The 23,575-nt window shown below is 64.3% G+C and carries 23 protein-coding genes and 1 tRNA gene; 10 read left to right on the top strand and 14 right to left on the bottom strand.

What is annotated here, in order from left to right; all coding sequences use genetic code 11:
- The first annotated feature begins 10 nt into the window (after positions 1–10).
- Both VF194_RS05575 and VF194_RS05570 read left to right on the top strand, forming a co-directional pair.
- A complete protein-coding gene (locus VF194_RS05575; RefSeq protein ID WP_330888864.1) occupies positions 11–1,417 on the top strand; it encodes an amidase in 1,407 nt (468 codons plus the stop codon).
- Positions 1,414–2,880 carry an NAD(P)H-hydrate dehydratase gene (locus VF194_RS05570; RefSeq protein WP_330888863.1) on the top strand — a complete coding sequence of 489 codons (1,467 nt, stop codon included), beginning with the start codon at positions 1,414–1,416 and terminating at the stop codon, positions 2,878–2,880. The genes VF194_RS05575 and VF194_RS05570 overlap by 4 nt, the downstream gene beginning before the upstream one ends.
- A 4-nt stretch (positions 2,881–2,884) precedes the next feature.
- On the opposite strand, the gene VF194_RS05565 is transcribed toward VF194_RS05570, so the two are convergent.
- Both VF194_RS05565 and VF194_RS05560 read right to left on the bottom strand, forming a co-directional pair.
- On the bottom strand, positions 2,885–4,603 hold the full coding sequence (locus tag VF194_RS05565; RefSeq protein ID WP_330888861.1) for a SulP family inorganic anion transporter: 1,719 nt from the start codon (positions 4,601–4,603) through the stop codon (positions 2,885–2,887).
- 84 nt (positions 4,604–4,687) lie between these two features.
- The gene (locus tag VF194_RS05560) at positions 4,688–4,945 is read right to left on the bottom strand and encodes a helix-turn-helix domain-containing protein (RefSeq protein ID WP_330888859.1); all 258 of its coding nucleotides are present in this window, start codon (positions 4,943–4,945) and stop codon (positions 4,688–4,690) included.
- A gap of 196 nt (positions 4,946–5,141) precedes the next feature.
- Here VF194_RS05560 and VF194_RS05555 point away from each other — a divergent pair, with 196 nt between their 5' ends.
- The 7 genes from VF194_RS05555 (at position 5,142) to VF194_RS05525 (ending at position 12,822) form a co-directional block, all read left to right on the top strand.
- Positions 5,142–5,852 carry a glycosyltransferase gene (locus VF194_RS05555; RefSeq protein ID WP_330888857.1) on the top strand — a complete coding sequence of 237 codons (711 nt, stop codon included), beginning with the start codon at positions 5,142–5,144 and terminating at the stop codon, positions 5,850–5,852.
- 98 nt (positions 5,853–5,950) lie between these two features.
- Positions 5,951–6,035, top strand: a tRNA-Leu gene (locus VF194_RS05550).
- A 93-nt stretch (positions 6,036–6,128) separates the two neighbouring features.
- On the top strand, positions 6,129–7,451 hold the full coding sequence (tig, locus tag VF194_RS05545; RefSeq protein ID WP_330888855.1) for a trigger factor: 1,323 nt from the start codon (positions 6,129–6,131) through the stop codon (positions 7,449–7,451).
- Positions 7,452–7,602: 151 nt separating this feature from the next.
- Positions 7,603–8,229, top strand: a complete 627-nt coding sequence (gene clpP / locus VF194_RS05540) for an ATP-dependent Clp endopeptidase proteolytic subunit ClpP (protein WP_330888853.1) — start codon at positions 7,603–7,605, stop codon at positions 8,227–8,229.
- Positions 8,230–8,510: 281 nt separating this feature from the next.
- Positions 8,511–9,773, top strand: a complete 1,263-nt coding sequence (gene clpX, locus VF194_RS05535) for an ATP-dependent Clp protease ATP-binding subunit ClpX (RefSeq protein ID WP_330888851.1) — start codon at positions 8,511–8,513, stop codon at positions 9,771–9,773.
- 335 nt (positions 9,774–10,108) lie between these two features.
- Positions 10,109–12,526 (top strand): endopeptidase La, encoded by a 2,418-nt coding sequence (gene lon, locus VF194_RS05530; RefSeq protein WP_330888849.1) that lies wholly within the window; start codon positions 10,109–10,111, stop codon positions 12,524–12,526.
- A 23-nt stretch (positions 12,527–12,549) separates the two neighbouring features.
- Positions 12,550–12,822 (top strand): HU family DNA-binding protein, encoded by a 273-nt coding sequence (locus VF194_RS05525; RefSeq protein WP_330888847.1) that lies wholly within the window; start codon positions 12,550–12,552, stop codon positions 12,820–12,822.
- A gap of 60 nt (positions 12,823–12,882) precedes the next feature.
- Here the strand turns inward: VF194_RS05525 and VF194_RS05520 are convergent, their stop codons facing one another.
- The 11 genes from VF194_RS05520 to VF194_RS05470 form a co-directional block, all read right to left on the bottom strand.
- A complete protein-coding gene (locus tag VF194_RS05520; protein WP_330888845.1) occupies positions 12,883–13,818 on the bottom strand; it encodes a LysR substrate-binding domain-containing protein in 936 nt (311 codons plus the stop codon).
- Positions 13,819–13,851: 33 nt separating this feature from the next.
- Positions 13,852–14,931, bottom strand: coding sequence for a YeiH family protein (locus VF194_RS05515; RefSeq protein WP_330888843.1), 1,080 nt, complete (start codon positions 14,929–14,931; stop codon positions 13,852–13,854).
- A 107-nt stretch (positions 14,932–15,038) separates the two neighbouring features.
- Positions 15,039–15,491 (bottom strand): hypothetical protein, encoded by a 453-nt coding sequence (locus VF194_RS05510; RefSeq protein ID WP_330888841.1) that lies wholly within the window; start codon positions 15,489–15,491, stop codon positions 15,039–15,041.
- A 304-nt stretch (positions 15,492–15,795) separates the two neighbouring features.
- Entirely contained in the window at positions 15,796–16,980 is a 1,185-nt protein-coding gene (gene argE / locus VF194_RS05505) for an acetylornithine deacetylase (RefSeq protein ID WP_330888839.1), read from the bottom strand.
- Between the two features lie 88 nt (positions 16,981–17,068).
- On the bottom strand, positions 17,069–18,073 hold the full coding sequence (gene denD / locus VF194_RS05500; RefSeq protein WP_330888837.1) for a D-erythronate dehydrogenase: 1,005 nt from the start codon (positions 18,071–18,073) through the stop codon (positions 17,069–17,071).
- Positions 18,074–18,128: 55 nt separating this feature from the next.
- Entirely contained in the window at positions 18,129–18,662 is a 534-nt protein-coding gene (locus VF194_RS05495) for a periplasmic heavy metal sensor (protein WP_330888835.1), read from the bottom strand.
- Between the two features lie 8 nt (positions 18,663–18,670).
- On the bottom strand, positions 18,671–19,114 hold the full coding sequence (locus VF194_RS05490) for a hypothetical protein (protein WP_330888833.1): 444 nt from the start codon (positions 19,112–19,114) through the stop codon (positions 18,671–18,673).
- A 4-nt stretch (positions 19,115–19,118) separates the two neighbouring features.
- On the bottom strand, positions 19,119–19,724 hold the full coding sequence (locus tag VF194_RS05485; RefSeq protein ID WP_330888831.1) for an RNA polymerase sigma factor: 606 nt from the start codon (positions 19,722–19,724) through the stop codon (positions 19,119–19,121).
- An 87-nt stretch (positions 19,725–19,811) separates the two neighbouring features.
- A complete protein-coding gene (locus VF194_RS05480; protein ID WP_330888830.1) occupies positions 19,812–20,408 on the bottom strand; it encodes a gamma carbonic anhydrase family protein in 597 nt (198 codons plus the stop codon).
- A gap of 88 nt (positions 20,409–20,496) precedes the next feature.
- Positions 20,497–20,859, bottom strand: a complete 363-nt coding sequence (locus VF194_RS05475) for a rhodanese-like domain-containing protein (RefSeq protein WP_330888828.1) — start codon at positions 20,857–20,859, stop codon at positions 20,497–20,499.
- A gap of 134 nt (positions 20,860–20,993) precedes the next feature.
- Entirely contained in the window at positions 20,994–21,371 is a 378-nt protein-coding gene (locus tag VF194_RS05470; protein WP_330888825.1) for a cytochrome c family protein, read from the bottom strand.
- A 205-nt stretch (positions 21,372–21,576) separates the two neighbouring features.
- Between VF194_RS05470 and VF194_RS05465 the strand changes: the two genes are divergently transcribed.
- Positions 21,577–22,314, top strand: coding sequence for a DUF6969 family protein (locus tag VF194_RS05465; protein WP_330888824.1), 738 nt, complete (start codon positions 21,577–21,579; stop codon positions 22,312–22,314).
- Positions 22,315–22,317: 3 nt separating this feature from the next.
- Here VF194_RS05465 and VF194_RS05460 read toward each other — a convergent pair whose 3' ends face one another.
- The gene (locus VF194_RS05460) at positions 22,318–23,451 is read right to left on the bottom strand and encodes a TRAP transporter substrate-binding protein (protein WP_330888822.1); all 1,134 of its coding nucleotides are present in this window, start codon (positions 23,449–23,451) and stop codon (positions 22,318–22,320) included.
- Positions 23,452–23,575 lie beyond the last annotated feature (124 nt).

Here is a 23,575-nt window from a genome sequence, read left to right as displayed (position 1 = left end):
GTAGGCAACCATGAGCGACGACCTCTGCTTTCTCTCTGCTGCCGAACTGGTCGAAGGCTATCGGTCCGGCACTTTCACACCGGTGGATGTGACCGAAGCCTTGCTGCGGCGGATCGAGACGATCAATCCGATCGTCAACGCCTATTGCCTGATCGATGGCGAGGCGGCCCTGCAGGATGCCAGGGCCTCGGCGGCGCGCTGGAAGAACGGCAAGCCGCGCGGGCCGATCGATGGCGTACCGGCCTCGATCAAGGACATCATCCTGACCAGAGGCTGGCCGACCTTGCGCGGCTCCAGGACCGTAGACCCGGAGCAGGCCTGGGACGAGGATGCGCCGGTGACGGCGCGTTTGCGCGAAGCCGGTTGCGTGCTGATCGGCAAGACCACCTCGCCGGAGATGGGCTGGAAGGGCGTCACCGATTCGCCGCTCACCGGCATCACCCGCAATCCGTGGAATCCGCAAACGACGCCGGGCGGCTCCTCGGGCGGCGCTTCGGCGCAGGTCGCTGCCGATCTCGGTCCGCTGGCCGTCGGCACCGATGGCGGCGGCTCGATCCGGATTCCTGCCGGCTTCGCCGGAATCGTCGGGTTGAAGCCGAGTTTCGGCCGCGTGCCGGCCGCGCCGCTCAGCCCGTTCGGTACCCTGGCGCATCTCGGGCCGATGACGCGCACGGTGCGCGACGCGGCGCTGATGCTGCGCGAGATGGCAAAGCCGGATGCGCGCGACTGGTTCGCCTTGCCCTATGCCGATTTCGACTACGCAGCCGCGCTCGGCGCCGGAATCAAGGGCATGAAGATCGCCTATAGCCCGCGGCTCGGCTACGCCAAGGTCGATCCCGAAGTTGCAGCGGCGGTGGATGCGGCAGCCAGATTGTTTGCCGATCTGGGAGCGGAGGTCAGCCAGGTCGATCCGGGTTTCGCCGATCCGACCGAGTGTTTCCACGTGCATTGGTTCGTCGGAGCCTATAATGCACTGATGGCTTTGCCGCAGGAGAAATTCGCGCTGCTCGATCCCGGTCTGCAGCGGACCTTCGAACGCGGCGCGGCGATTTCGACGAAGCAGTATCTCGAGGCGGCCAATGCCCGTGGCAAGCTCGGCGTGCTGATGAAGCAGTTCCATCAGACATACGACCTGCTGTTGACGCCCAGCCTGGCCGTCCTGCCATTCGAAGCCGGCCGTCTTGCGCCAGCCGATATGGGCGATGCCTATTGGACGGCCTGGACGCCGTTCAGCTATCCCTTCAATCTGACGCAGCAGCCGGCGATTTCGGTACCTTGCGGCTTTTCGCAATCGGGCCTGCCGATCGGCCTGCAACTGGTCGCCCCGATGCACCGGGATGACCTGGTGCTGCGCGCGGCGGCGGCTTACGAGGCTGCGACCGACTGGCACAAGCAGCGGCCCAAGCTGCCGGTATGAGCGACACCGCGATCCTGCTGAGCGTCGCCGAGATGGCAGAGGCGGACCGGCGTACCATCGCCGGCGGCATGCCCGGCGCCGATCTGATGGAGAATGCCGGCGCCGCTGTCGCGCGGATCGTGCAGCGGTTTTATCCGCGCGGGCCGGTGCTGGTGCTTTGCGGTCCGGGCAATAACGGCGGCGACGGTTTCGTAGCGGCCCGGCATCTGCTCGGCGCCGGGCGTTCCGTGACCTTAGTGCTGCTGGGCGACGCGAGCGCGCTCAAGGACGATGCCGCCATCATGGCATCGCGCTGGACCGGCGGCATCCATGCGCCCGGGCGGGCAGACCCGATGGAAGCCGCCGTTATCGTCGATGCCCTGTTCGGCGCCGGATTGAGCAAGCCGCTGACCGGTGCGGCGAAGGCATTGATCGAGGCTGCCAATGTCAGCGGCAGGCCGATCGTTGCCGTCGATCTGCCGAGCGGCGTGCATGGCGATGACGGCCAGCCGCGGGGTTGCGCCATTCAGGCAACGCATACGGTGACTTTCTTCCGCGCCAAGCTGGGCCATCTGCTGCTGCCGGGCCGCGAGCTTTGCGGCGAGCTGCATGTCGCCGATATCGGGATTCCGGCTTCGGTATTGTCCGAGATCGCTTTCTGCCAGTGGCGCAACGATCCGGCATTGTGGCGGCATCTCATGCCGCGGCCGGCCGCCTCGGGCCACAAATATGCCCGCGGCCATGTGCTGGTGCGCGGCGGTGCCATGGCCGGCGCGGCCTGTCTGGCCGGTCACGCCGCTTTGCGTATCGGCGCCGGACTGGTCACGCTGGCGCAGCCGCAAGCGGCAATCCTGCAAGGTGGCGGTCCCGATGCCCTGATCCGCCTTGCGTGCGAAGGCGTTCCCGACTGGCGGCGCGCGATTGCCGATCCGCGGCGCAATGTTCTGCTGCTCGGGCCCGGCAATGGCAGCAATGACGCCACCCGCGGCGCGGTGCGCGATGCGCTGGCGACCGGGCGCGCGGTCGTGCTGGATGCCGATGCCATCACCGCCTTCGCCGGCGATCCGCAAGGTCTGTTTGCAGTGATCGACGGAGCGGCGATCCTGACGCCGCATGCAGGTGAATTCGCGCGGCTCTTTCCCGATCTCGAAACAGCCGGCCTGAGCAAGCTGGACCGGGCGCGCCGAGCCGCCAAGCGCAGCGGGGCCGTGATCGTGCTGAAAGGGGCCGATACGGTAATTGCCGCCCCGGACGGTCGGGCCGCAATCAACGCGAATGCGCCGCCGGATCTTGCCACTGCCGGCACCGGCGATGTTCTGGCCGGTTTCTGCGCCGGTCTGCTGGCGCAGCAGATGCCCGCCTTCGAAGCCGCCTGTGCCGCCGTCTGGCTGCATGGGGCCGCGGCGGCAGCGGCCGGGCCATGCCTGATCGCCGACGACCTGCCGCAGGCCGTCCGGCGGCCCTTGGCAGCATTGCGCGGATAATGCCCTAGCTCGCGGTGGCCGCCAGCTTGGGCTGCCCGGCGGCGGCGACGGCGGCGGCGATGTTGTGCTTGTAGCGCACCTTCGGCGGCCGCAAACCGTGGCTCCACAGCACCTGCCGTACCGCCGGCGACGCGCCGCTCAGCACGACGCGCGTGTCATGGCGTTCGGCCTTTTTGACCATGCTGGCGATCGTGTTGGCCGCTGTGGAATCGAGGAACGGCACAGCCGAGAAGTCGAGCACGAAGGTCTTCGGCCAGTCCGCGATGCGGTCGAGAACGGCGCCGATGGTTGCCGCCGCACCGAAGAAGAACGCGCCGGAAATCCTGTAGACCATAATGTCGCGGCTGCTGGCGAGGGCCGCGTCATACGGCTTGCGGTTGCCATTGGCATCGTCCGCCTTGTCCTCCGGATTGAGCGGCACGTGGACTTCGATGCTGGTCGCCTCCGACATGCGATGCAGGAACAGCAGCGTGCCGAGCGTGAAGCCGACCAGAATGCCCGCGGTCAGATTGACGAAGATGGTGAGCAGGAAGGTCGCCAGCAGGACGATGGCATCGCCCCACGACGAGCGGATCAGGGCGACGAAGGCATGGCGCTCGGCCATGTTCCAGGCCACCACGGCGAGCACGGCGGCCAGCGCCGCCAGCGGGATATAGCTCGCCAGCGGCGCGGCGATCAGCATGAACAGCAGCAGGAAGGTGGAATGCAGCATGCCGCTGATCGGACTGGCGGCGCCGGCCCGCACATTGGTGGCCGTGCGCGCGACCGTGCCGGTCACACAGATGCCGCCGAACAGCGCCGAGCCGATATTGGCAATGCCCTGCGCCACCAATTCGCAGTTGGAACGGTGCCGGCGGCCGGTCATGCCGTCGGCGACGATGGCGGACAGCAGCGATTCGATGGACCCCAGCAAGGTGAAGGCAACCGCATCCGGCAAAACCGCCAGCGCCAGGTCGAGCGAGAAATGCGGCAGCGCCGGAAGCGGTGGCGTGCGAGGAATGCCGCCGAAACGCGTACCGATGGTTTCGATCGGCAGATGCAGCAAGGCGGTGATCGCCGCCGCCAGGCCGACGGCGACCAGCATGCCTGGCCAATGGGGCCGGAACTTCTTCAGTCCGGTGATCACCGCGATCGTAAAGAAGGCGATGACGACTGCGTAGATATTCGTGGTAGGGGCCGCCTGTCCCAGCGCGGCGAGCTTGGGCAGCAATTCGCCGGGTTCCTTGCCGGCCAGGGTCAGGCCGAACAGATCCTTGATCTGGCTGGCGGAGATGATGACGGCGATGCCGGCGGTGAAGCCTACGGTGACCGGGTAGGGGACGAATTTGATGTAGGTGCCGAGCCGCAGGAAACCGATCGCCAGCATCATTGCACCCGACATCATGGCGGCCAGCAGCAGGCCATCGATGCCGTGGCGTTCGACGGCGGCGGCGACCAGAACGATGAAAGCGCCGGCGGGGCCGCCGATCTGGAAGCGGCTGCCGCCGAAAGCCGAGACCAGGAAGCCGCCGACGATGGCGGTGTAAAGGCCGCGATCGGGCGTGGTGCCGGAGGCGATGGCGATGGCCATCGACAGCGGGATGGCGACGATCGCCACCGTGATGCCGGAGATGACGTCGGCGCGCAGCTTGGCAAAGCTATAGCCTTCGCGCAGGACGGTTATCAGTTTCGGCGTATAGAGCTGGGCGAAGCTCGGCTCGCTTTTGACGACTGGGGAATGCATGACGCTCGATCTCTTTTCCGATATCGGGCGTCGTCGTCTTGTCGGCGGCGGCAGGCGCCCTTGCAACAACAACTCAGAGGAGGTTCAGCCTCCGGAAGGTGTCTTGATCCGGACGCCGCGGCCGCCTGACATGCTGGCGGCCTGTTCACCGATCAACTCGATCCCGGCCGCATCGAGGGCGCCGACCAGCTTCATCAGGGAGTCGACGTTGCCGCGAACCACTCCGTCGCTCGCCTCCATCCGCTGAATCGTCGGCAGCGACAATCCTGACAATTCGGCCAGCTGACGCTGGTCGATCCCGATCAGGGCCCGCGCGGCCCGCATCTGCGCTCCGGTGATCATTCAGATATCCAATGTTACAGGCAGAATGTTAATATATGTATATTAGATAGTCAATGCGATGTATAGGATAATTATTCTGATGTTTCATGTATCATTAGCGCGAGCTTGCTCCAGATCAAAGCTGGTTTATTAAGACTCCGGTAGGGCCATATCCTGTACTTGCAGTGCTCGAGCAGGAGTGTGGGAGAAACCCAAAATGATCCGCGTCTTCATCGGTTTCAGCCGCGCCGCCCCGCTGGTGTCCAGCGTGGCCGCGTTCAGCATCAATCGCCGGGCTTCCCAGCCGGTGGCGATCACCCATCTGGCGCTGAACCAGCTCGAAGGGGCACGAATCTATACCCGGCCGCGGCATGAACTGCAGTCGACCGACTTCTCCTTTTCGCGCTTTTTGACGCCGTATCTCGCCGGTTTCCAGGGCTGGGCGATCTTCATGGACGACGACATGCTGGTGCTGGACGACATCGCCAAGCTCTGGGCGCTGCGCGACGAGCGCTACGCGGTCCAGGTGGTGAAGCACAATCATGTTCCCGCCGAGGACGTCAAATTCCTCGACCGGGTGCAGACCAAATACGAGAAGAAGAACTGGTCCAGCGTCATGCTGTTCAACTGCGCCAAATGCACGGCGCTGACCCCGGAATACGTCAACAGCGCCAGCGGGCTGGAACTGCACCAGTTCAAGTGGCTGGGCGACGACGGGCTGATCGGCGAGCTTCCGCACCGCTGGAACCACCTGGCCGATTACGATCCGCATGCAAAAGACGTCTCGATCGTCCATTACACGCTGGGCGGCCCGTATTATGACGAGTTCGCCGACTGCGCCTATGCCAAGGAATGGTTCGCCGAGCGCGAGGCAATGCTGCATTGCGACCAGCGGACGACGAAAAAGCCAGTCAAAGCAGCAAGTTAAAAAGACAGTGCGCGGCTTGCGGAAAACTGCCCAAAAGCCTCGCGCGGCCTAAATCTCCATGCTATAGACTGCGCCTTCGCGCCGGCCCAGGTGCGGACGCGGGCGTGGTGGAACTGGTAGACACGCAGGATTTAGGTTCCTGTGCCGCAAGGCGTGTGGGTTCAAGTCCCTCCGCCCGCACCAGTCCGCCCGGCGCTCAAGCCTATGCCTCTGTCCTGATCGGCAATCGCGGCGGATGGCGCTTTGGAATTCTATTGAGAGACAGGTGTTTCGGTCATGCAGATCACGGAAATCAGCGCCTCCGGCCTGAAGCGCGAATACAAGGTGGTGATCAACGCCGCCGCGCTCGAGAGCCAGGTTAACGAGAAGCTGGAAGCCCTGCGTCAGCGGGTCAACATGCCGGGCTTCCGTCCGGGCAAGGCGCCGGCCGCGCTGATCAAGAAGCAGTATGGCCGCGCGCTGCTGGGCGAGGCGATGGAAGAGTCGGTGAACTCGGCCTTGCAGAAGACCATCGAGGAAAACCAGCTGCGCCCGGCGATGCAGCCGAAGGTCGACCTGCAGAATTTCGAGGAAGGCAAGGACGTCGAATGCACCATCGCCATCGAGCTGCTGCCGGATATCGAGCCGGGCGACTTCAAGTCGATCAAGCTGGAGCGTCTGGTGGTCGAGCCGACGGAGGCCGAGGTCGACGAATTCCTGAACCGCCTGGCCGAGCAGCAGAAGACCTATGAGAAGGTCGAGCGCGCGGCCGAGAAGGGCGATCAGGTGGTGATCGACTTCGTCGGTAGCGTCAACGGCGAGAAGTTCGAGGGCGGCGCCGCCAACGATTATCCGCTGGTGCTCGGCTCCGGCACCTTCATTCCGGGCTTCGAGGATCAGCTCGTCGGCTTGAAGGCGGGCGAGCAGAAGACCGTGCAGGTCACCTTCCCCGAGGCTTACGGTAATGCCGAGCTGGCGGGCAAGCCGGCCGAATTCGCGTGCACCGTGAAGGAAGTGCGCGGCGGCCAGACGGTGGCGCTGGACGACGAATTCGCCAAGCGCTTCGGGCTCAATTCGCAGCAGGAGCTGCGCGACAACATCAAGCGCGATCTCGGCGGCGAGTATAAGGGCCTGGCCCGCATGAAGCTGAAGCGCAACCTGCTGGACCAGTTGGCCGAGCGCCACAGCTTCGAAGTGCCGGAAGGCATGGTCGAGCTGGAGTTCAACCAGATCTGGAACGAAGTGACCGCCGACAGGGCGCGCTTCGAGGCCGAACTGGCCGAAGAGAAGAAGACCGAGGAAGAGCTGAAGGCCGAATACCGCAAGATCGCCGAGCGGCGCATCCGCCTCGGCCTCCTGCTGTCCGAGGTCGGCCGCCAGAACAACATCGAGGTCAAGCCGGAAGAGGTCACCCGTGCCATGATCGAGCAGGCGCGCCGTTTCCCCGGCCAGGAGCGCCAGGTGATGGAATATTTCCAGAAGAACCCGGAAGCGGCGAACAGCCTGCGGGCCCCGATCTTCGAGGACAAGGTGGTCGATTTCATCCTCGAGATGGCCGACGTCACCGAAAAGCAGGTCACCAAGGAAGAGCTGCAGAAGGAGACCGAGGCGGTTTCCTGATCGCTTCCGTCGCGGATTTCCAAAGATCGAAGCGCCGGGTTCTTCCCGGCGCTTTTTTTCGGCGCGGGCCAGCCATTGCCGGAAGGCGCGGTCTGCGCCACATTATCGCCAACACAAGGTTTCGTATTTCGCGGGGCGCAACATGGACAAGATGGTCGATAGCTACATGAACATGCTGGTGCCGATGGTGGTCGAGCAGACCAATCGGGGCGAGCGCTCCTATGACATCTATTCCCGCTTGCTGAAGGAGCGGATCATCTTCCTGGTCGGCCCGGTGAACGATGCGGTCGCGGCCCTGGTCACCGCCCAGCTGCTGTTCCTCGAGGCGGATAACCCGAACAAGGAAGTGGCCTTCTATATCAACAGCCCGGGCGGGTTGGTCACCTCGGGCCTGGCGATCTACGATACCATGCAATACATCCGCCCGAAGGTGGCGACGCTGTGCATCGGCCAGGCCGGGTCGATGGGCTCGCTGCTGCTGGCCGCCGGCGAGAAGGGCATGCGCTATGCCCTGCCCAATTCGCGGGTCATGATTCACCAGCCCTCGGGCGGCTTCCAGGGCCAGGCGGCCGATATCGAAATCCACGCCAAGGAAATCCTGGATTTGCGTGCCCGCCTGAACGGGATCTACGCCAAGCATACCGGCCAGGACATCGCCACCATCGAGGCGGCGATGGAGCGCGACCGCTTCATGACCCCGGAAGAGGCGAAGGCCTTCGGCCTGGTCGACGAGGTGGTGGCCCGCCGGCCCGAGCAGGACGCGGCCAAAAAGGCCTGAGCCGGGAGAACCGGGCCGGACCGGGCCGGGAAACCGGCCTCCGGCCCGTGCGTGGAAGGGCGTGGCCGCCCCGTTTGCGGTAGCGCTAAAGTCCCGGAAAACTGGGGACTTGCCTTCCCTGCGGGCGACCTTAGATGAAGCGGCGGTTCCCCATGATGTGACCTCCGCCCGCCTGGCGGCCCGACCATGTCCGTTGTGCACGGGGCAACGGTTCCTTATGATGACGATTCGATGGATTAGGGCCTGCGTCGCCCGGCGCCGGCCCGCTCAGTGGAGTAGGCATGACCAAATTGAGCGGCGGTGACTCCAAGAACACGTTGTACTGCTCGTTCTGCGGCAAGAGCCAGCACGAAGTGCGCAAGCTCATCGCCGGCCCGACAGTCTTTATCTGTGATGAATGCGTCGAACTCTGCATGGATATCATCCGTGAAGAGCACAAGTCGGCGCTGGTCAAGACCCGCGACGGCGTGCCGACGCCGCAGGAAATCTGCCGGGTTCTCGATGACTACGTGATCGGCCAGAACCATGCCAAGAAGGTTCTCTCGGTCGCGGTGCATAATCATTACAAGCGCATCGGCCAGAGCGGCAAGAACAACGACGTCGAACTGGCGAAGTCGAACATCCTGCTGATCGGTCCGACCGGCTGCGGCAAGACCCTGCTGGCGCAGACGCTCGCCCGCATCCTCGAGGTGCCGTTCACCATGGCGGATGCGACGACGCTGACCGAAGCCGGCTATGTCGGCGAGGATGTCGAGAACATCATCCTCAAGCTGCTGCAGGCGGCCGACTACAATGTCGAGCGGGCGCAGCGCGGCATCGTCTATATCGACGAGGTCGACAAGATCAGCCGTAAGTCCGACAATCCCTCGATCACCCGCGACGTATCGGGCGAGGGCGTGCAGCAGGCGCTGCTCAAGATCATGGAAGGCACGGTCGCTTCCGTCCCGCCGCAGGGCGGCCGCAAGCATCCGCAGCAGGAATTCCTGCAGGTCGATACCACCAATATCCTGTTCATCTGCGGCGGCGCCTTCGCCGGTCTCGAAAAGATCATCGCCGGCCGCGGCAAGGGTACCTCGATCGGCTTCGGCGCCGACGTGCGCGGGCCGGATGACCGCCGCGCCGGCGAAATCCTGGCCGAGGTCGAGCCCGACGATCTTTTGAAGTTCGGTCTGATCCCGGAATTCATCGGCCGTCTGCCGGTGATCGCGACCCTGCACGACCTGGACGAGGGCGCCTTGGTCGACATCCTGACTAAGCCGAAGAACGCGCTGATCAAGCAGTATCAGCGTCTGTTCGAGATGGAGGATGTGAAGCTGACCTTCGCCGACGAGGCGGTGGCCGCCGTCGCCCGCAAGGCGATCGCGCGCAAGACCGGCGCGCGCGGTCTGCGCTCGATCCTGGAAGCGATCCTGCTCGATCCGATGTTCGATCTGCCGAACATGAACGGCGTCGAGGAGGTCGTGATCTCGACCGATGTGGTCGAGGGCCGGGCCAAGCCGCTGCTGATCTATGCCGACCGCAAGCAGGAGGATGTCAGCGCCTGATCGCGCTGCCGTCCGGCTTGCCTGAAATCGCGGGCTGCCTGTCGCAAGGCGGCCCGTCGTATTTCGGGCGATAAAAGCCCCGCCGAATCCGTGCTCTAGTAGAATTTTCCGAACGGGCCGGTCCGGCCGCCCTTCCTGTCCGTCGGTGACGCTGGGTGCCGGGGCAGTTGCGAGTCCACCATGGCCGAATCGGGGTAGAAGATTATGTTGTCCTTCTGTTGCAGAACCGTGCCTTGACGGACCTTGCCGGAATTCCCATGTTAACTCCCATCGGAGTGGCGATAGGACGGTCGATCCGGGCCCCCTGACAAGCCCCTCCCAGGATAAGATCGCTCATGTTTACATCACCCCGCGCCCAAGTATTTCCGGTCCTGCCGTTGCGGGACATTGTCGTTTTCCCGCACATGATCGTGCCGTTGTTCGTCGGGCGCGAAAAGTCGGTGCGCGCGCTGGAGGACGTCATGAAGGACGACAAGCAGATCCTGCTTGTCGCCCAGAAGAATGCCGGTCAGGACAACCCGACCGCGGAAGACATTCACAGCGTCGGCACCATCGCCTCGGTGCTGCAGTTGCTGCGCCTGCCGGACGGGACCGTGAAGGTCCTGGTGGAAGGCAGCCAGCGCGCCCGGATCGTCAAATTCACCGATAACCAAGATTTCTTCCAGGTCGAGGCGGAGACGCTCCCGGATGATGCCGGCGAGACCCGCGAGACCGAGGCGCTGTCGCGCTCGGTGATCAACCAGTTCGAGCAGTATGTGAAGCTGAACCGGAAGATCCCGCCCGAGGTGCTGGTGTCGCTCAACCAGATCGACGATCCCTCCAAGCTGGCCGATACCGTCGCCTCGCATCTGACCATCAAGATCAGCGACAAGCAGGAATTGCTCGAAATCGCCAACGTGGTCGAGCGGCTGGAGCGCGTTTACGCCCTGATGGAGGGCGAGATCGGCGTGCTGCAGGTCGAGAAGAAAATCCGCTCGCGCGTGAAGCGCCAGATGGAGAAGACCCAGCGCGAGTATTACCTCAACGAACAGCTCAAGGCGATCCAGAAGGAACTCGGCGAAGGCGAAGAAGGCCGCGACGAAGTGGCCGAGATCGAGCAGCGCATCAAGAAGACCCGGCTGAGCAAGGAAGCGCGCGAGAAGGCGCAGGCCGAGGTCAAGAAGCTGCGCTCGATGAGCCCGATGTCGGCCGAGGCGACCGTCATCCGCAATTATCTCGATTGGCTGCTGACCATTCCGTGGCAGAAGCGGACCAAGGTCAAGAAGGACATCCGCAACGCCGAGAAGGTGCTGAACGACGACCATTACGGTCTGGAGAAAGTCAAGGAGCGCATCCTTGAATACCTCGCCGTGCAGCAGCGCTCGGGCAAGCTCAAAGGCCCGATCCTCTGCCTTGTCGGCCCGCCGGGCGTCGGCAAGACGAGCCTGGGCAAGTCGATCGCGCGGGCGACGGGGCGGAACTTCATCCGCGTTTCGCTGGGCGGCGTGCGCGACGAGGCCGAAATCCGCGGCCACCGCCGTACCTATATCGGTTCCATGCCGGGCAAGATCATCCAGTCGATGAAGAAGGCGAAGAGCTCGAATCCGCTCTTCCTGCTCGACGAGATCGACAAGATGGGCCAGGACTTCCGCGGCGATCCGTCTTCGGCGCTGCTGGAAGTGCTCGACCCCGAGCAGAACAACACCTTCAACGACCATTACCTCGAGGTCGATTACGACCTGTCGGACGTGATGTTCATCTGTACGGCCAACAGCCTGCGCATGCCGCAGCCGCTGCTCGACCGCATGGAGATCATCCGCATCCCCGGCTACACCGAGGACGAGAAGGTCGAGATCAGCAAGCGCCATCTGATCGAGAAGCAGATGGATGCGGCCGGCCTGAAGAAGGGCGAATGGTCGATCACCGACGATGCCCTGCGCGACCTGATCCGCTACCACACGCGGGAAGCCGGCGTGCGCTCGCTCGAGCGCGAGCTGGCGAACCTGACCCGTAAGGCGGTGAAGGAAATCCTGTCCAAGGACGTGAAGAGCATCAAGGTCACGCCGAAGAACCTCGACAAATATGCCGGGGTGCGGCGCTTCCGCTATGGCGAGGCCGAGGCGGAGGACCTGGTCGGCACCACCACGGGCCTGGCCTGGACCGAGGTGGGCGGCGAGCTGCTGTCCATCGAAGCCGTGATGCTGCCCGGCAAGGGCCGCATGACCATCACCGGCAAGCTGGGCGAGGTGATGCAGGAATCGGTGCAGGCGGCACGGTCCTATGTCCGTTCGCGTGCGGTTGCCTTCGGCGTCAAGCCGCCAATATTCGACAAGCGCGACATCCACATCCACGTACCCGAGGGCGCAACGCCGAAGGACGGCCCCTCGGCCGGCGTGGCGATGGTGACCTCAATCGTTTCCGTGCTGACCGGCATTCCGGTGCGCAAGGATGTCGCCATGACCGGCGAGGTCACGTTGCGCGGCCGTGTCCTGCCGATCGGCGGCCTGAAGGAAAAGCTGCTGGCGGCGCATCGCGGCGGCATCAAGAAAGTCCTTATCCCGAAGGAAAACGAGAAGGATCTCGTGGACATTCCGGATAACGTGAAGAAGGGTCTGGAGATCGTCCCGGTCTCGACCTGCGAGGAAGTGCTGCGGCATGCCCTCGTGGCCGAGCTGAAGCCGATCGAATGGACCGATGTCGAGGATGACCTCGCCAAGCCTGCGGTGGTCGAGCCCGAAGCGCAGGGCGACCGCGAGGGCATGGTCAAACACTGAAGCGCAGTCCGGAGGGCGGCAGCGTGAACAAACAAGACTTGATGGTCCAGCTTCGCGACAACACGGGCCTCAGCAAGGAACAGGCGGAGCGAGCCGTGGAAACGGTGTTCAATCTGATCACCGAAGCCTTGCGTCGCGGCGAGGAAGTCCGGATCGTCGGCTTCGGCAGCTTCTTCGTCGGCACGCGGGCGGCAAGTCCGGGGCGCAATCCGCGCACCGGCGAACGCATCGACCTGCCGCCGACCAAGCAGCCGAAATTCCGCGCCGGCAAGACGCTGAAGGAAGCGGTGAGCTGATCCGCCGCTGAGAGCCGCGAGAGAACAAAGCCACGGGCCTGGCATCGCCAGGCCCGTTTTTCATGCGCTTGTCTTGGCCTTCTTCGGCGAAGCTGGCCGCCTTGCCGTGTGATCCCGCTGTTGCCGGATCATCTCCAGCAATGCCGTTTCCGCCTTGCTGTGGTGGCGCTCGCCATGGCGCAGCACCAGGAATTCGCGAGAGGCGAAGATCGGCCCGACGCGATGCAGCCGGCTGGCGCGCAAACCGGCATCGACCACGAGGCTGGACAAGGCGGTAATGCCGGCGCCGGCGATGACCGCGCTGCGCACCGCTTCGTTTGACGGCAGTTCCAGCGCCACATTGAGCCTGGCCGGATCGACGCCGAGCCGGCGCAGGGCATCCTCGAGGATTTGCCGCGTCCCCGATCCAGGCTCGCGCATCACCCAGGCGGCCTGTTGAAGGGCGGCGGGCGTAACCCGCTTCTGTCCCGCCCAGGGATGGCCCTTGCCGACCACCAGAACCAGTTCGTCGCCCTGCACGGGAAGGCGGGTCAGGATCGGCTCGTCGATATCGCCTTCGATGAAGCCCAGATTGGCCTGGCCCTCCAGCACGGCCCTGGCCACGCTGGCCGTGTTGCCGATGGTGACGCTCAGGCGGATGCCGGGATGGCGCTGATGGAATTTCTGCAGCAGCGGCGGCAGCCAGTAATTGGCGATGGTCTGGCTGGCCTGCAGGTCGAGATGGCCGCGCTGCAGGCCGGACAGCTCGCTGAGCACCGATTCAGCCTGCGCGACATCCGCCATCACGGCTTTCGCGGCGGCGAGGAATTCCTTGCCGGTATCGGTCAGCTCGATCCGCCGGCCGGTGCGATGAAACAGGCGGCAATGATAGCGCGCCTCGAGCGCGGCGATGGATGCGCTCGCCGCCGACTGGGTCAGATTGAGCTTTGCCGCCGCCCGGGTGACATGCAGGCTTTCGGCGACGGCTATGAAGATGCGGAGCTGTTCGAGGGTCATCGGGACGAGCTTCGCCCGAATGGGATGCCCGCCTCAATAGGCAAGTTCGATCAGGGCAAGGCTGACTGTGCCGATGAATATGGCGGCGGCGGCGCCGAGCAGCAGAGGCCGCAGGCCCTTGGCCTTGAGCTTGCCGATATCCGTTTCCAGGCCCATCGCGGCCAGCGCCAGCGTCAGCAGGAAGGTCGCGGTCAGCGTCAGATCGGCCTTGGCGGCAGCCGGCAGCACGTCCAGGCTGTTGAACAACGCCATGGCGATGAAGCCGAAGACGAACCACGGCAGCGGAACCTTGGCGCTGGCAGGGGCGTCGCCGGCATTCTTGCGGCTGCGACGGCTGGCCAGGGCTCCCAGGCTGAGCACGACGGGCGCCAGCATCGCCACCCGGCTCAGCTTGGCGATGGTGCCGACATGGCCGGCTTCGTCGCCGCGCTGGAAGGCGGCGGCAACCACCTGCGCGATCTCGTGGATCGAGGCCCCGGTCCACAATCCATAGCTTTGCGCCGGCAGATGCAGCAAAAGCCCCAGGCTGGGGTCGAGCACCACGGCAAGCGTGCCGAATACGGTGACGCAGGCGATAGCGTAGGCGACATCCTCGTCGGGCGCTTGCGTGACGGTGTTGGCGGCGACGACGGCCGAGGCGCCGCAGATCGAGGTGCCGGCCGCGATGAGCTGCGCGAGCTGGCGCTCGACGCCGATCTTCCGTCCCAGCCAGGTGGTGAACAGGAACGTGGCCGCAAGGGCCGTTGCGGTGATCAGCAGGCCCTTGCCGCCGACCGTGACGAGCTGGCCGACCGTCAATTGCAGCCCGAGCAGAATGATGGCCAGCCGCAGCAGCCGCCGCAGGCTGAAGCCGATGCCGGCGCGGCAGCGCTGCGGCGTTCCGGCAAGATTGCGGACGGCAATGCCGAGCATGATGGCCAGGATCAGGGGGCTGATCGCCGCCTGCGGCGGCAACTGGCGCGACAGCCACGACGCCGCCAGGGCGATCAGCGTGACCAGCGCAAGGCCCGGCAGGATTGCGGTAAATCTCGTAAGGATCTCGGATAGGGCGCCGGCCTGAACGGAAGGGCTGGCCTGGGAAGGGCTGGCCTGGGCGGATGCGTGTTCGGACATGCTGGCTCCGGTGATTCCACAGTCACCTTGCGCCCTTTTAGGCAATCAGTCCAATTGATCATTCTTATCGTTACGATCGATTCCAGTAATCGATCTGCCGCACTGCGTCAGCCGCGGTTGATGCCCTTGTAATGGAAGAAGGAGGCGACGTGGTCGACCGTCCTGCCATCGGCGGCAAGCGGGCAATGGCAATATTCCAGCCCGGCGAAATCGAAGCGGAAGGCCATGCGCGGCCGGCCATTCCAGTAATAGGTGGTGCCGGTCTCGACCACGCGCTGGCGCACGTCGACGACAACCTGGCCGCCAGCGATCGCGGCGGCGATCTCGTCGATATAGCGGCCCATCATCGGTACGGGCGAGGCATGCAGCACGGTCTCGCCGGCGACCAGGACGCGAAAACGCGGGCTGGTGAGCAAAATGCCATCGGGCGTCGTGCGCTCCACCTTGACCAGCACGATGCCGGGCAGGAGCCGCGGAATGCAGAGCGGATCGAAATCGGCGCGCGAAGGCAGGCGATTCTGCGGATGGATCGTCCGCATGTAGGTCAGGAACAGGCGCACCCGCTCATGCTCCGCCAGGGCGAGAGTATGGTCGATTGCGGCAAGATTCAGAGGCCGGGGTTGTTGCTGGGGCTGTGGCTGAGGGCGAAGAGCGTGCATGGCGGTGCTGGGGTAGCAGCCTATGCTGCACTGCACCATATTATTTTTTGCATACCTGCCCTGCCGCGCGCGGTCTGACAGAAGAGGCTGCTGATTTTTGTCCTATGCTCCCCGGGGCTCCATATTCCAGCATTGGCCGATGCTGGGCCCGGAACCGGCCCGCATCGGCCGGGAACGGCAGCGACAGCTTGAGACAAGTCGTTGATCAGACGGGCAGAGCTGCCGAACCCTGCTTCACCCGTTCCAGCAAACGGCCCATGAAAGCCTCGCATAGCCCGATCTGCTCCAACGCGATGAACTCGTTCGGCTTATGCGCCTGCTCGATCGAGCCCGGCCCGCAGACCACGGTGGGAATGCCCAGCTCGGAGAACAGGCCGGCTTCGGTTCCGAACGAGACCTTCCGTATCCGGTTGGCGCCGGTCAGTGCCTTGGCCAGTTCGACGACCCCCGCACCATCCTCCGTGGCAAGCCCCGGAAACTCGGAAATCTGCGTGAAGGTGAAGCCGCAGGCGGGATCGATCGCTTTCAGCTCGGGCTCCAGCTTGGTCCGGGCATAAGCCTCCACTTCGGCGTAGAGGGCATCGACATCGTCCTGCGGCAGATAGCGGATCTCCCACAGGAAGCTGCAGTCCTTCGGCACGATGTTGAGCGCGGTGCCGCCATGCACGGTGCCGGTATGCAGCGAGGTGTAGGCCGGCGCGAATTCATTGTCGAAGGGGCCGTTGTCGCGCTTCTTGCGGGCGAGCTGCTTGATGAAGGCGATCAGTTCGGCGGCCGCTTCCACGGCATTCGCGCCGAGATGGATGAGCGAGGAGTGGCATTCGAAACCGCGCACATCGACGCGCCAGCTCTTTTTGCCCTTATGCTGGCCGATCACCTGCATTTCGGTCGGCTCGCCGACGATACAGGCCTTGGGCAGTACCGGCATGTCCCTGAGGATTTCGATCAGCCGCTTGGCGCCGAGACAGCCGACCTCCTCGTCATAGGTGAAGGCGTAGTGGATCGGGGTGTCGAGCGTCTGCGCCAGGAATTTCGGCGCGTAGGACAGAGCCACGGCGACGAAGCTCTTCATGTCCGAGGTTCCGCGGCCGTAGAGCTTGCCGTCCTTCTCGGTCAGCTTGAAGGGATCGGTATCCCATTCCTGGCCGTCGATGGGCACGACATCGGTATGCCCCGACAGCATGACGCCGGGTTTGTCCTGCGGCCCAAGCGTGGCATAGAGATTGGCCTTCTTGCCGGTCGCGTCATGCACCAGCTTGGATTCCACGCCGAGCGACTTCAGATGATCGCGAATCCAATGGATCAGTTCGAGATTGGAATCGCGGCTGACGGTCGGCATTTCGATCAGCTGCCGCACCATGGCGAGGGCTTCCGGGGAGGGCTTGGTCATGGGGAACACCTATTTGATTACCCGATGCATGCCCCGGCTTCGTGCCGGGCACCCACGGGTTTTTTAACGATAAGCGGCAGAGCCGCCGTTACGACGACCGCAAACTCTTGATCTGCTCATCGAGGTCGTCGGCAATGAAGGCCTGTATGATCTCGTCGATGCCCGAATCCGTGGTGAAGCCGAGGCTGGCGGCGCGCTCGGAACGCGTCTCGCCGGGCCAGCCGTCGACGATCTTCTGGATCGCCGCATCCGGCTGCCACTTGATCTCGCCGATCTTGCGGTTGCCCTTGTTGCGCTCGACTGCGGCCGCCATCTCGCCGGCGGTGACGCGGATGCCGGTCAGCAGCAGGGCGCGGTCGGTGCCGAACTGCTCGGCCGGCAGATCATGCGCGCGGATGAAGGCGTCGATGGTGCGCCGCGGCGACAGGCAGGCCATCGGGCTGTCGGGCCGCACCGGGCAGACCGCGTCGACGCCCGAAAGCGGCTCGCGGATGATCGAACTGGCCCAGGTGGAGGCCGCCTTGTTGGGCTTGCCGGGCCGCACCATGATGGTCGGCAGCCGGATGGCGCGGCCATCGACATAGCCCTTGCGGCTGTAGTCGTTGATCAGCAGTTCGCCCGACAGTTTCTGCACGCCATAGGAGGTCGTCGGCCGCTGCGGCGTATCGTCGGTCACCGTCTTCGGCAGCTTGCCGCCATAGACGGCGACCGAAGAGGCGAAGACCAGCCGGGGCGTGTGCTGCGTGATCGCGCGGCAGGCCTCGAGCACGTGTTTCGTGCCGTCGAGATTGACGCGATAGCCGCCGTCGAAATCGGCTTCCGCGCCGGCCGAAACGATGGCGGCGAGGTGAAAGACGGAATGAGTGTCGGGGCCGATCAGCCGCAGGACCGAGGCGCCGTCGCCGATATCGCCGGTGACCACCTGCACCCGGGGATCCTGCGGCCCGGCAGCGGCAGCCGCGTCGAACAGCGTCAGGCGGGAAATCTCCGCCGGTTTGCCGTCCGGCCCGACAAGGCTGCCGCGCCTGAGCAATTCATGCGCCAGTTTCTGGCCTAGGAATCCGGCACCGCCGGTGATGACGACATTGAGCATGGGCACCTCCGCGAGATGCCCACGCTAAACAGGCCGAGGGCTCGAAACAAGCCGATCAGCGCCCTGGCGGCGGGGGCGACCCGTCCTCCCTCGCATCTGCCGGGGGAGGAGACGGCCGGTGGCGCGGCGGGCCGTGCCGCAGCATGCGTTCGGCATAGGCCTTGCGCTCTTCCGGCGTCATCGCATCGGCCGCCGCAAGCAGGCCGGCCTGCAGGCTCTGCTGGAACTGATCCATCCGTTGCCGATGCTGGCGCAGCAGCGCCTCCAGCCTGGCGCGATCATAGGGCTCGGTGGCGAGGGCCTGGGCGATGTCGTAGCGCATCTGCTGGAAAGAGGCCTTGTTTCCCTTGCGGGCATGATCCATCGCTTCCCGGAACGCATGGGCGGCATGCTCCGGCAGGCGGCGCGCGATCTGCTCCTCGACCTGATCGCTGGTCCGCGGCGACATGCGGTGGAACCCGGCCATGCGGGTGGCGCCCCAGCCTATGAAGGCGAGATTGATCGCTACGGACACAATCAGGCCGATGGCCAGCCAGCGGTTGGCGGCAGACCTGCGCGGCGCCGGGGCAGGAGGGGCGGTGTCGGTCATAACGTCAGTTACTCCTCAAGCGAAACCGGGGCTGCCGCAGCGACCTGCAGGGCAAACAGATCGATGCTGGTCGTTTCCGGGCCGCCGATATCGGCCAGACCGGCGCCGATGCCGATCACCAGGGCGAGGCCGAGGGCAGCGAATTGCGGAACGGCGCGGCCGCGCGGAAACAACAGGGCGATGGCCTCCGCCAACTGGCCGCGCCAGCCCGGAATGGCCGCCGGCCGCGGCGCGATCTGCGCCAGTATGCGGGCGCGCAAGGCGGCGCTCGGTTCGATCGCGGCCGGGGGAGAAGAGAGCAGCGAATCCAATGCGGCGGCTTCGCGCAAGAGGCGCTGCGCCTCCGTATCGGCGGCGAGCAGACTCTGCGCCGCAGCCCGTTCGGCCGCCGGCCAGCACCCGGGATCGGTGCCGTAGGCTTCCACCAGCATGGCAAAGCGTTCGAGATTCATGGCCTCACTCCTTGGCGCCGATGACGGGCGAGAGTTCGTCCCGCAGTGTGCGTTTGGCCCGCACCAGCAAGGATTCCAGCGCACCGACGGTGATCCCCAATGCCTGGGCCGCGGCGATATTGCTTTCGCCTTCCCAATAGCACAGCACAATCGCGGCCCGCTGTCGCTCCGGCAGTTTCCGCAGGGCGGCGGCGACATGGCCGCTGGTTTCGCCGGCCAGCCGCGCTTCATAGGGCGTCGCTTCCGGGTCAACCGGGTCCGGTTGTTCCTCCAGGGCGGCCATGCCCGGGCGGCGCTTGCGGTCGATGCACAGGTTGACCACGACCCGGTTCAGCCAGGTGCGGAAGCTGGCGCCGCCATCGGGCCGCCAGCGCCCGGCATGCTGCCAGACCCGCAGGAAGGCCTCCTGGGCGACCTCTTCCGCCTCGGCGCGATCGAACAGGACGCGATAGGCGAGGGTGACGGCATGACGCAGATGGCGGTCGACCAGCGTGGCATAGGCGCGATGCTCGCCGGCGGCGACCCGCTGCATCAAACCGGAATCGTCATCCTGCACCGTTTCAACCCGCCGTACAGCCGAGGGAGCGATCCCCACCGAGGCTAGCGACATTGCTATCTGCATTCAGGATTGTCCCGTTCGCGCCGTTGCTTTCTGATCTTTTACACGGCCGCAAGGCGGGACTCCTGCGCTGAAAACTCAGGCCTGTCCGGCCGCTTCCATGGCCTTCAGTTCCTCGGTGAGGCGGGCGATCTCCTCGCCGACCGCCCTGGCCATTTCCGGCTGGTCCCATTCCCGGTATTGCCCCTGCTTGTAGGCCAGCGCGTTGCGGTAATAGAGCCAGGCGTTCAGGCGGCACCGCACGTAGTTGTTCTGGGTTTTGATCACCTTGCCCGGGCTGCCGACGACCACCGAGTTATCGGGGATGACGGTACCTTCCTTGAGGAAGGTATGGCCGCCGATGATGCAGTTATTCCCGACGACGCAGCCATCCATGATGGTCGAGCCGATGCCGATCAGGCAGTTGTCGCCGATGGTGCAGCCGTGGATGGTGCAGTGATGGGTGATGGAGCAATGGGCGCCGATATAGGTGCCGGTCTGGCCACCGACATGCAGCATGGCGAAATCCTGGATATTCGTGTAGGGGCCGACCACGATTTCGTAATTTTCCGCGCGCATGGCGACGTTGATCCACACCGAGCTGCCTTCCTCCAGCCGGACCTTCCCGTAAATCTGCGCCGTTTCATGGATGTAGACGGGGTTGTTCAGCACCACGTCCGGGCCGTGCACAGGCATTTGCGTCCTCCAGTAAGTACTGGCAGACCTTAGCCAAGGGCGGTCAAAGGAAAAAGTCCGGGGCCGGGATCAAGTGCAGGCCGCCGGATCAGGCGGCGACCGCTTCGCCGGCTTCGACGGTCTGGCCGCCGGCCACCTTGTAGGCCAGCAGGCCGCCTTCCAGATGCAGCAGGTCGGTCACGCCCTCGGCGGCGAGCCGTCCCAGGGCAATGGCGGACCGCTTGCCGGTCAGGCAGAGCAGAACGCGACGGCGGCCCTTCGCCTCAGGCAGATCGGCCGGATTCAGCGAGGAAAGCGGCAGTAGAACGGATCCCGGAATATGCTCGTCGGCATGTTCCTCGGGCTCCCGGACGTCGATCAGGAGAATCGAATCCTCCGCCAGCCATTCCCGCACGGTCGTCGCGGAAACGCTGGAATTGGCCGGGACATTTATCTCGTTCAGCTTGACCATACGAGAGATATAGCGGTTCGGAATGGCAGAAGCAAATAAATAATCATCTATTTGTGTGATATATGTCATTCACACAAAAAGAATGCAAAAAGCCTCCCGGGGCGCCGGGAGGCTTTTCATCCAGGGCAGGGAGGTTACTTGCTGGCCTGCTTGAGATAGGCGATCAGGTCGTCGCGCTCGCTCTCTTTCTTCACGCCAGGAAAGGCCATCTTGTTGCCGGGAACGAAGGCCTTCGGGTTTTCGAGATACTTCTCGAGATTGTCCTCGTTCCAGGTAACGCCCTTGTTCTTCATCGCGTCGGAATACTTGTAGCCCTCGGCGGTGCCTGCTTTGCGGCCGAAGACGCCATGCAGGCTGGGGCCAACGCCATTCTTGCCCGCGTCGAGCGAATGACAGGCTCTGCATTTGGCGAACACCTTCTTGCCGGCTTCTGGATTGCCATCGGCATGGGCGGCGAAGGCGCCGGTGGTGATGGCCAGAGCAGCAATTGCAGACAGTAGGATACGCGTCATTTGTGGGGCTCCTCGGGTTTCGCCGGCTGATTCGGCCACCGACGATTTGTTTGGAATGCGGCTAATTTCCAAAAGCCGCCCGCAAAATAGCACAGCGACTCGCGCCAACAAGAGCGACCCATTGCCGCATTTACCGCCGCTTAATCCGGGATTGCTTAGGCTGCCCGACCTGTATGCGCCACGGGGCGCGAAGGAAGGTTGCAGTATGAACATGATGGCAAGTCCGGGCCAGGCGCGGTTGCATTCGATGTTGGCTGCCGGCCTCGAGGTGATGCGGATTCAAGAGGACCTTGCCGCCCGCCGCACCAATCTGGTGGCCGAATTGTTGCGGGACCAGAAGGACTTTTTCGAACAGCAGCATTACCCGCCCGGAGATGTCTTCGATCCCGACACCGGGGCGCAGTACTACTACCACTCGCACCGGGGCGACGGCCGCGAGCATGGCCATTTCCATGTCTTCCAGCGCCCGCATCTCCTGCCCGACCGCTTCGAGCCGGCCCGCCATGTGCGGGTGGGGATCGGCAGATGTTCGCCGCGCGAGGAGATCGGCTCGCATTGGCCGCGGGGCGAGCAGGCGCTGGCCCATATCGTCGGCGTCGCCATGGACAATTACGGTTTGCCGATCCGTCTTTTCACGGTGAATCGCTGGGTCGTCGACGAGACCTGGTTTTCGGCTCGCGACGTCATCGCCATGCTGGACCGCTTCGAGCTGAGTCACGGCTGGCCGGTGCGGGAAGTGAACCAGTGGCTCAATGCCCTGCTGCGGCTTTTCCAGCCCGAGATCGCCGAATTGATCCGACGCCGTGATGCAGCGGTCGAAGCGCGGGTGCGTGCCAATCCGCGCGGCGACGCGCTGGAAGACCGCAGCCTCGAGGTCACGGCCAGCATGGATATCTCGGTGGAGCGGCGCGTCCGTCAGCTCCGGCGTTCGCTGAGCCAGTAGGCGTTACCGCAGATGCCCGAGCCTACGCCAATCGGCATAGGCTTTGCGGAATCCCTCATACGAGTCCCAGACCGTCTTGAATTCCGGATTGGCGGCCTTTTCCTCTTTGACGACCTGATGCCAGGCCTGTTGGAGCGCCTCCAGGACGCCAGGCGGCCAGGTCTGGACGGCGATGCCCTTGGCATTGATTTCCTGCAGGGCCTTGATCTGCTCGGCTTCGCCTTCCGCCAGGCTCTTGCGGATATTGTCGCCGCAGATGCTGGTGATCTGATCGCGCTGAGAATCGGACAAGGCATCCCAGCTTGCCGCATTGATCAGCAGAGTCATCAGGCTGCTCTGCTGATGCCAACCCGGGAAATAGTAATAGCCGGCAGCCTTGTCGAAGCCGAAACGAAGGTCGACTTTCGGCGAGGAAAATTCCGCAGCGTCGATCGCACCGCTCTGCAGGGCATAGAACGTATCTCCGCCCGACATCGCGACAGTCTCGACGCCAAGTTTGGCGATGACCCTCGCCCCGAGGCCTTTGAAGCGCATTTTGAGGCCCTTGAGATCGTCGACGCTGGTGATCTCGCGGCGGAACCAGCCGCCGGATTTGGGCGGCAGGACCGCGCAGACGATGGGCTTGATATTGAACCGGGCGAAGCTGGCATCCATCAGCTCCTGACCGCCGCCGGAATCCAGCCAGGCCAGCAATTCGTCAGCGGCAGGGCCGAAGGGAACGGCCGAGAAGAACCAGAAGGCAGAGTCGCGGTCGGCAAATTCGCCTGCCGAAGCCCAGACCGCATCGATGGCGCCGTCCGATACCTTGTCGAGGAGCTGATCGTTCGGCACCACGGTTTTGGGTTCGTACAGCTTGAATTCGATATTCCCGTCCGACAGCGAGGCGAGCCGCTCGGCGGTTTCGGTGGCCATGGTTCCGATCAGCGGCGCACTGGTCGGCACGGTGCTCGCCAGCTTCAATACCTTATGGGGCGCCCGCACTTCCGGTACATTGGGGATCGATCCGGCAACCGGTTCCGCCTCCTTGATCGCGCGCGCGACCGGCGTTTCCGCCGAATGCTGCAACGACACCGCGCCGACGCCGACCAGAATCCCGACGACCAACGCGATGCCCGCCACGGCTACCATGCGCCCCATGAAGTATACCTTCTCGTCTCTCGGCCTTTACGACGGACTGCCTGCGCCGCGCAGCTTAGGCGTCATCAAAGGGCGCCGTCTATGCCGACCGGTCGTCTTGACCTTAGTTTCACATGAAACTAGT

The sequence above is a fragment of the Ferrovibrio sp. genome, from assembly GCF_036381655.1.
Classification (GTDB): domain Bacteria; phylum Pseudomonadota; class Alphaproteobacteria; order Ferrovibrionales; family Ferrovibrionaceae; genus Ferrovibrio.
The sequence above is the reverse complement of the archived record's forward strand: the minus strand, read 5'-3'. Positions and strand labels throughout refer to the sequence as shown.

Coding starts and splice junctions, on each gene's coding strand:
- VF194_RS05560 (WP_330888859.1), bottom strand. CDS start 4,945: ATGATCACCGGAGCGCAGATGCGGGCCGCGCGGGCCCTGATCGGGATC.
- denD (WP_330888837.1), bottom strand. CDS start 18,073: ATGCTCAATGTCGTCATCACCGGCGGTGCCGGATTCCTAGGCCAGAAA.
- clpX (WP_330888851.1), top strand. CDS start 8,511: ATGACCAAATTGAGCGGCGGTGACTCCAAGAACACGTTGTACTGCTCG.
- VF194_RS05470 (WP_330888825.1), bottom strand. CDS start 21,371: ATGACGCGTATCCTACTGTCTGCAATTGCTGCTCTGGCCATCACCACC.
- clpP (WP_330888853.1), top strand. CDS start 7,603: ATGGTCGATAGCTACATGAACATGCTGGTGCCGATGGTGGTCGAGCAG.
- VF194_RS05495 (WP_330888835.1), bottom strand. CDS start 18,662: ATGACCGACACCGCCCCTCCTGCCCCGGCGCCGCGCAGGTCTGCCGCC.
- VF194_RS05460 (WP_330888822.1), bottom strand. CDS start 23,451: ATGGGGCGCATGGTAGCCGTGGCGGGCATCGCGTTGGTCGTCGGGATT.
- lon (WP_330888849.1), top strand. CDS start 10,109: ATGTTTACATCACCCCGCGCCCAAGTATTTCCGGTCCTGCCGTTGCGG.
- VF194_RS05465 (WP_330888824.1), top strand. CDS start 21,577: ATGAACATGATGGCAAGTCCGGGCCAGGCGCGGTTGCATTCGATGTTG.
- VF194_RS05480 (WP_330888830.1), bottom strand. CDS start 20,408: ATGCCTGTGCACGGCCCGGACGTGGTGCTGAACAACCCCGTCTACATC.
- VF194_RS05520 (WP_330888845.1), bottom strand. CDS start 13,818: ATGACCCTCGAACAGCTCCGCATCTTCATAGCCGTCGCCGAAAGCCTG.
- VF194_RS05575 (WP_330888864.1), top strand. CDS start 11: ATGAGCGACGACCTCTGCTTTCTCTCTGCTGCCGAACTGGTCGAAGGC.
- VF194_RS05570 (WP_330888863.1), top strand. CDS start 1,414: ATGAGCGACACCGCGATCCTGCTGAGCGTCGCCGAGATGGCAGAGGCG.
- VF194_RS05565 (WP_330888861.1), bottom strand. CDS start 4,603: ATGCATTCCCCAGTCGTCAAAAGCGAGCCGAGCTTCGCCCAGCTCTAT.
- tig (WP_330888855.1), top strand. CDS start 6,129: ATGCAGATCACGGAAATCAGCGCCTCCGGCCTGAAGCGCGAATACAAG.
- VF194_RS05555 (WP_330888857.1), top strand. CDS start 5,142: ATGATCCGCGTCTTCATCGGTTTCAGCCGCGCCGCCCCGCTGGTGTCC.
- argE (WP_330888839.1), bottom strand. CDS start 16,980: ATGACCAAGCCCTCCCCGGAAGCCCTCGCCATGGTGCGGCAGCTGATC.
- VF194_RS05485 (WP_330888831.1), bottom strand. CDS start 19,724: ATGTCGCTAGCCTCGGTGGGGATCGCTCCCTCGGCTGTACGGCGGGTT.
- VF194_RS05515 (WP_330888843.1), bottom strand. CDS start 14,931: ATGTCCGAACACGCATCCGCCCAGGCCAGCCCTTCCCAGGCCAGCCCT.
- VF194_RS05490 (WP_330888833.1), bottom strand. CDS start 19,114: ATGAATCTCGAACGCTTTGCCATGCTGGTGGAAGCCTACGGCACCGAT.
- VF194_RS05475 (WP_330888828.1), bottom strand. CDS start 20,859: ATGGTCAAGCTGAACGAGATAAATGTCCCGGCCAATTCCAGCGTTTCC.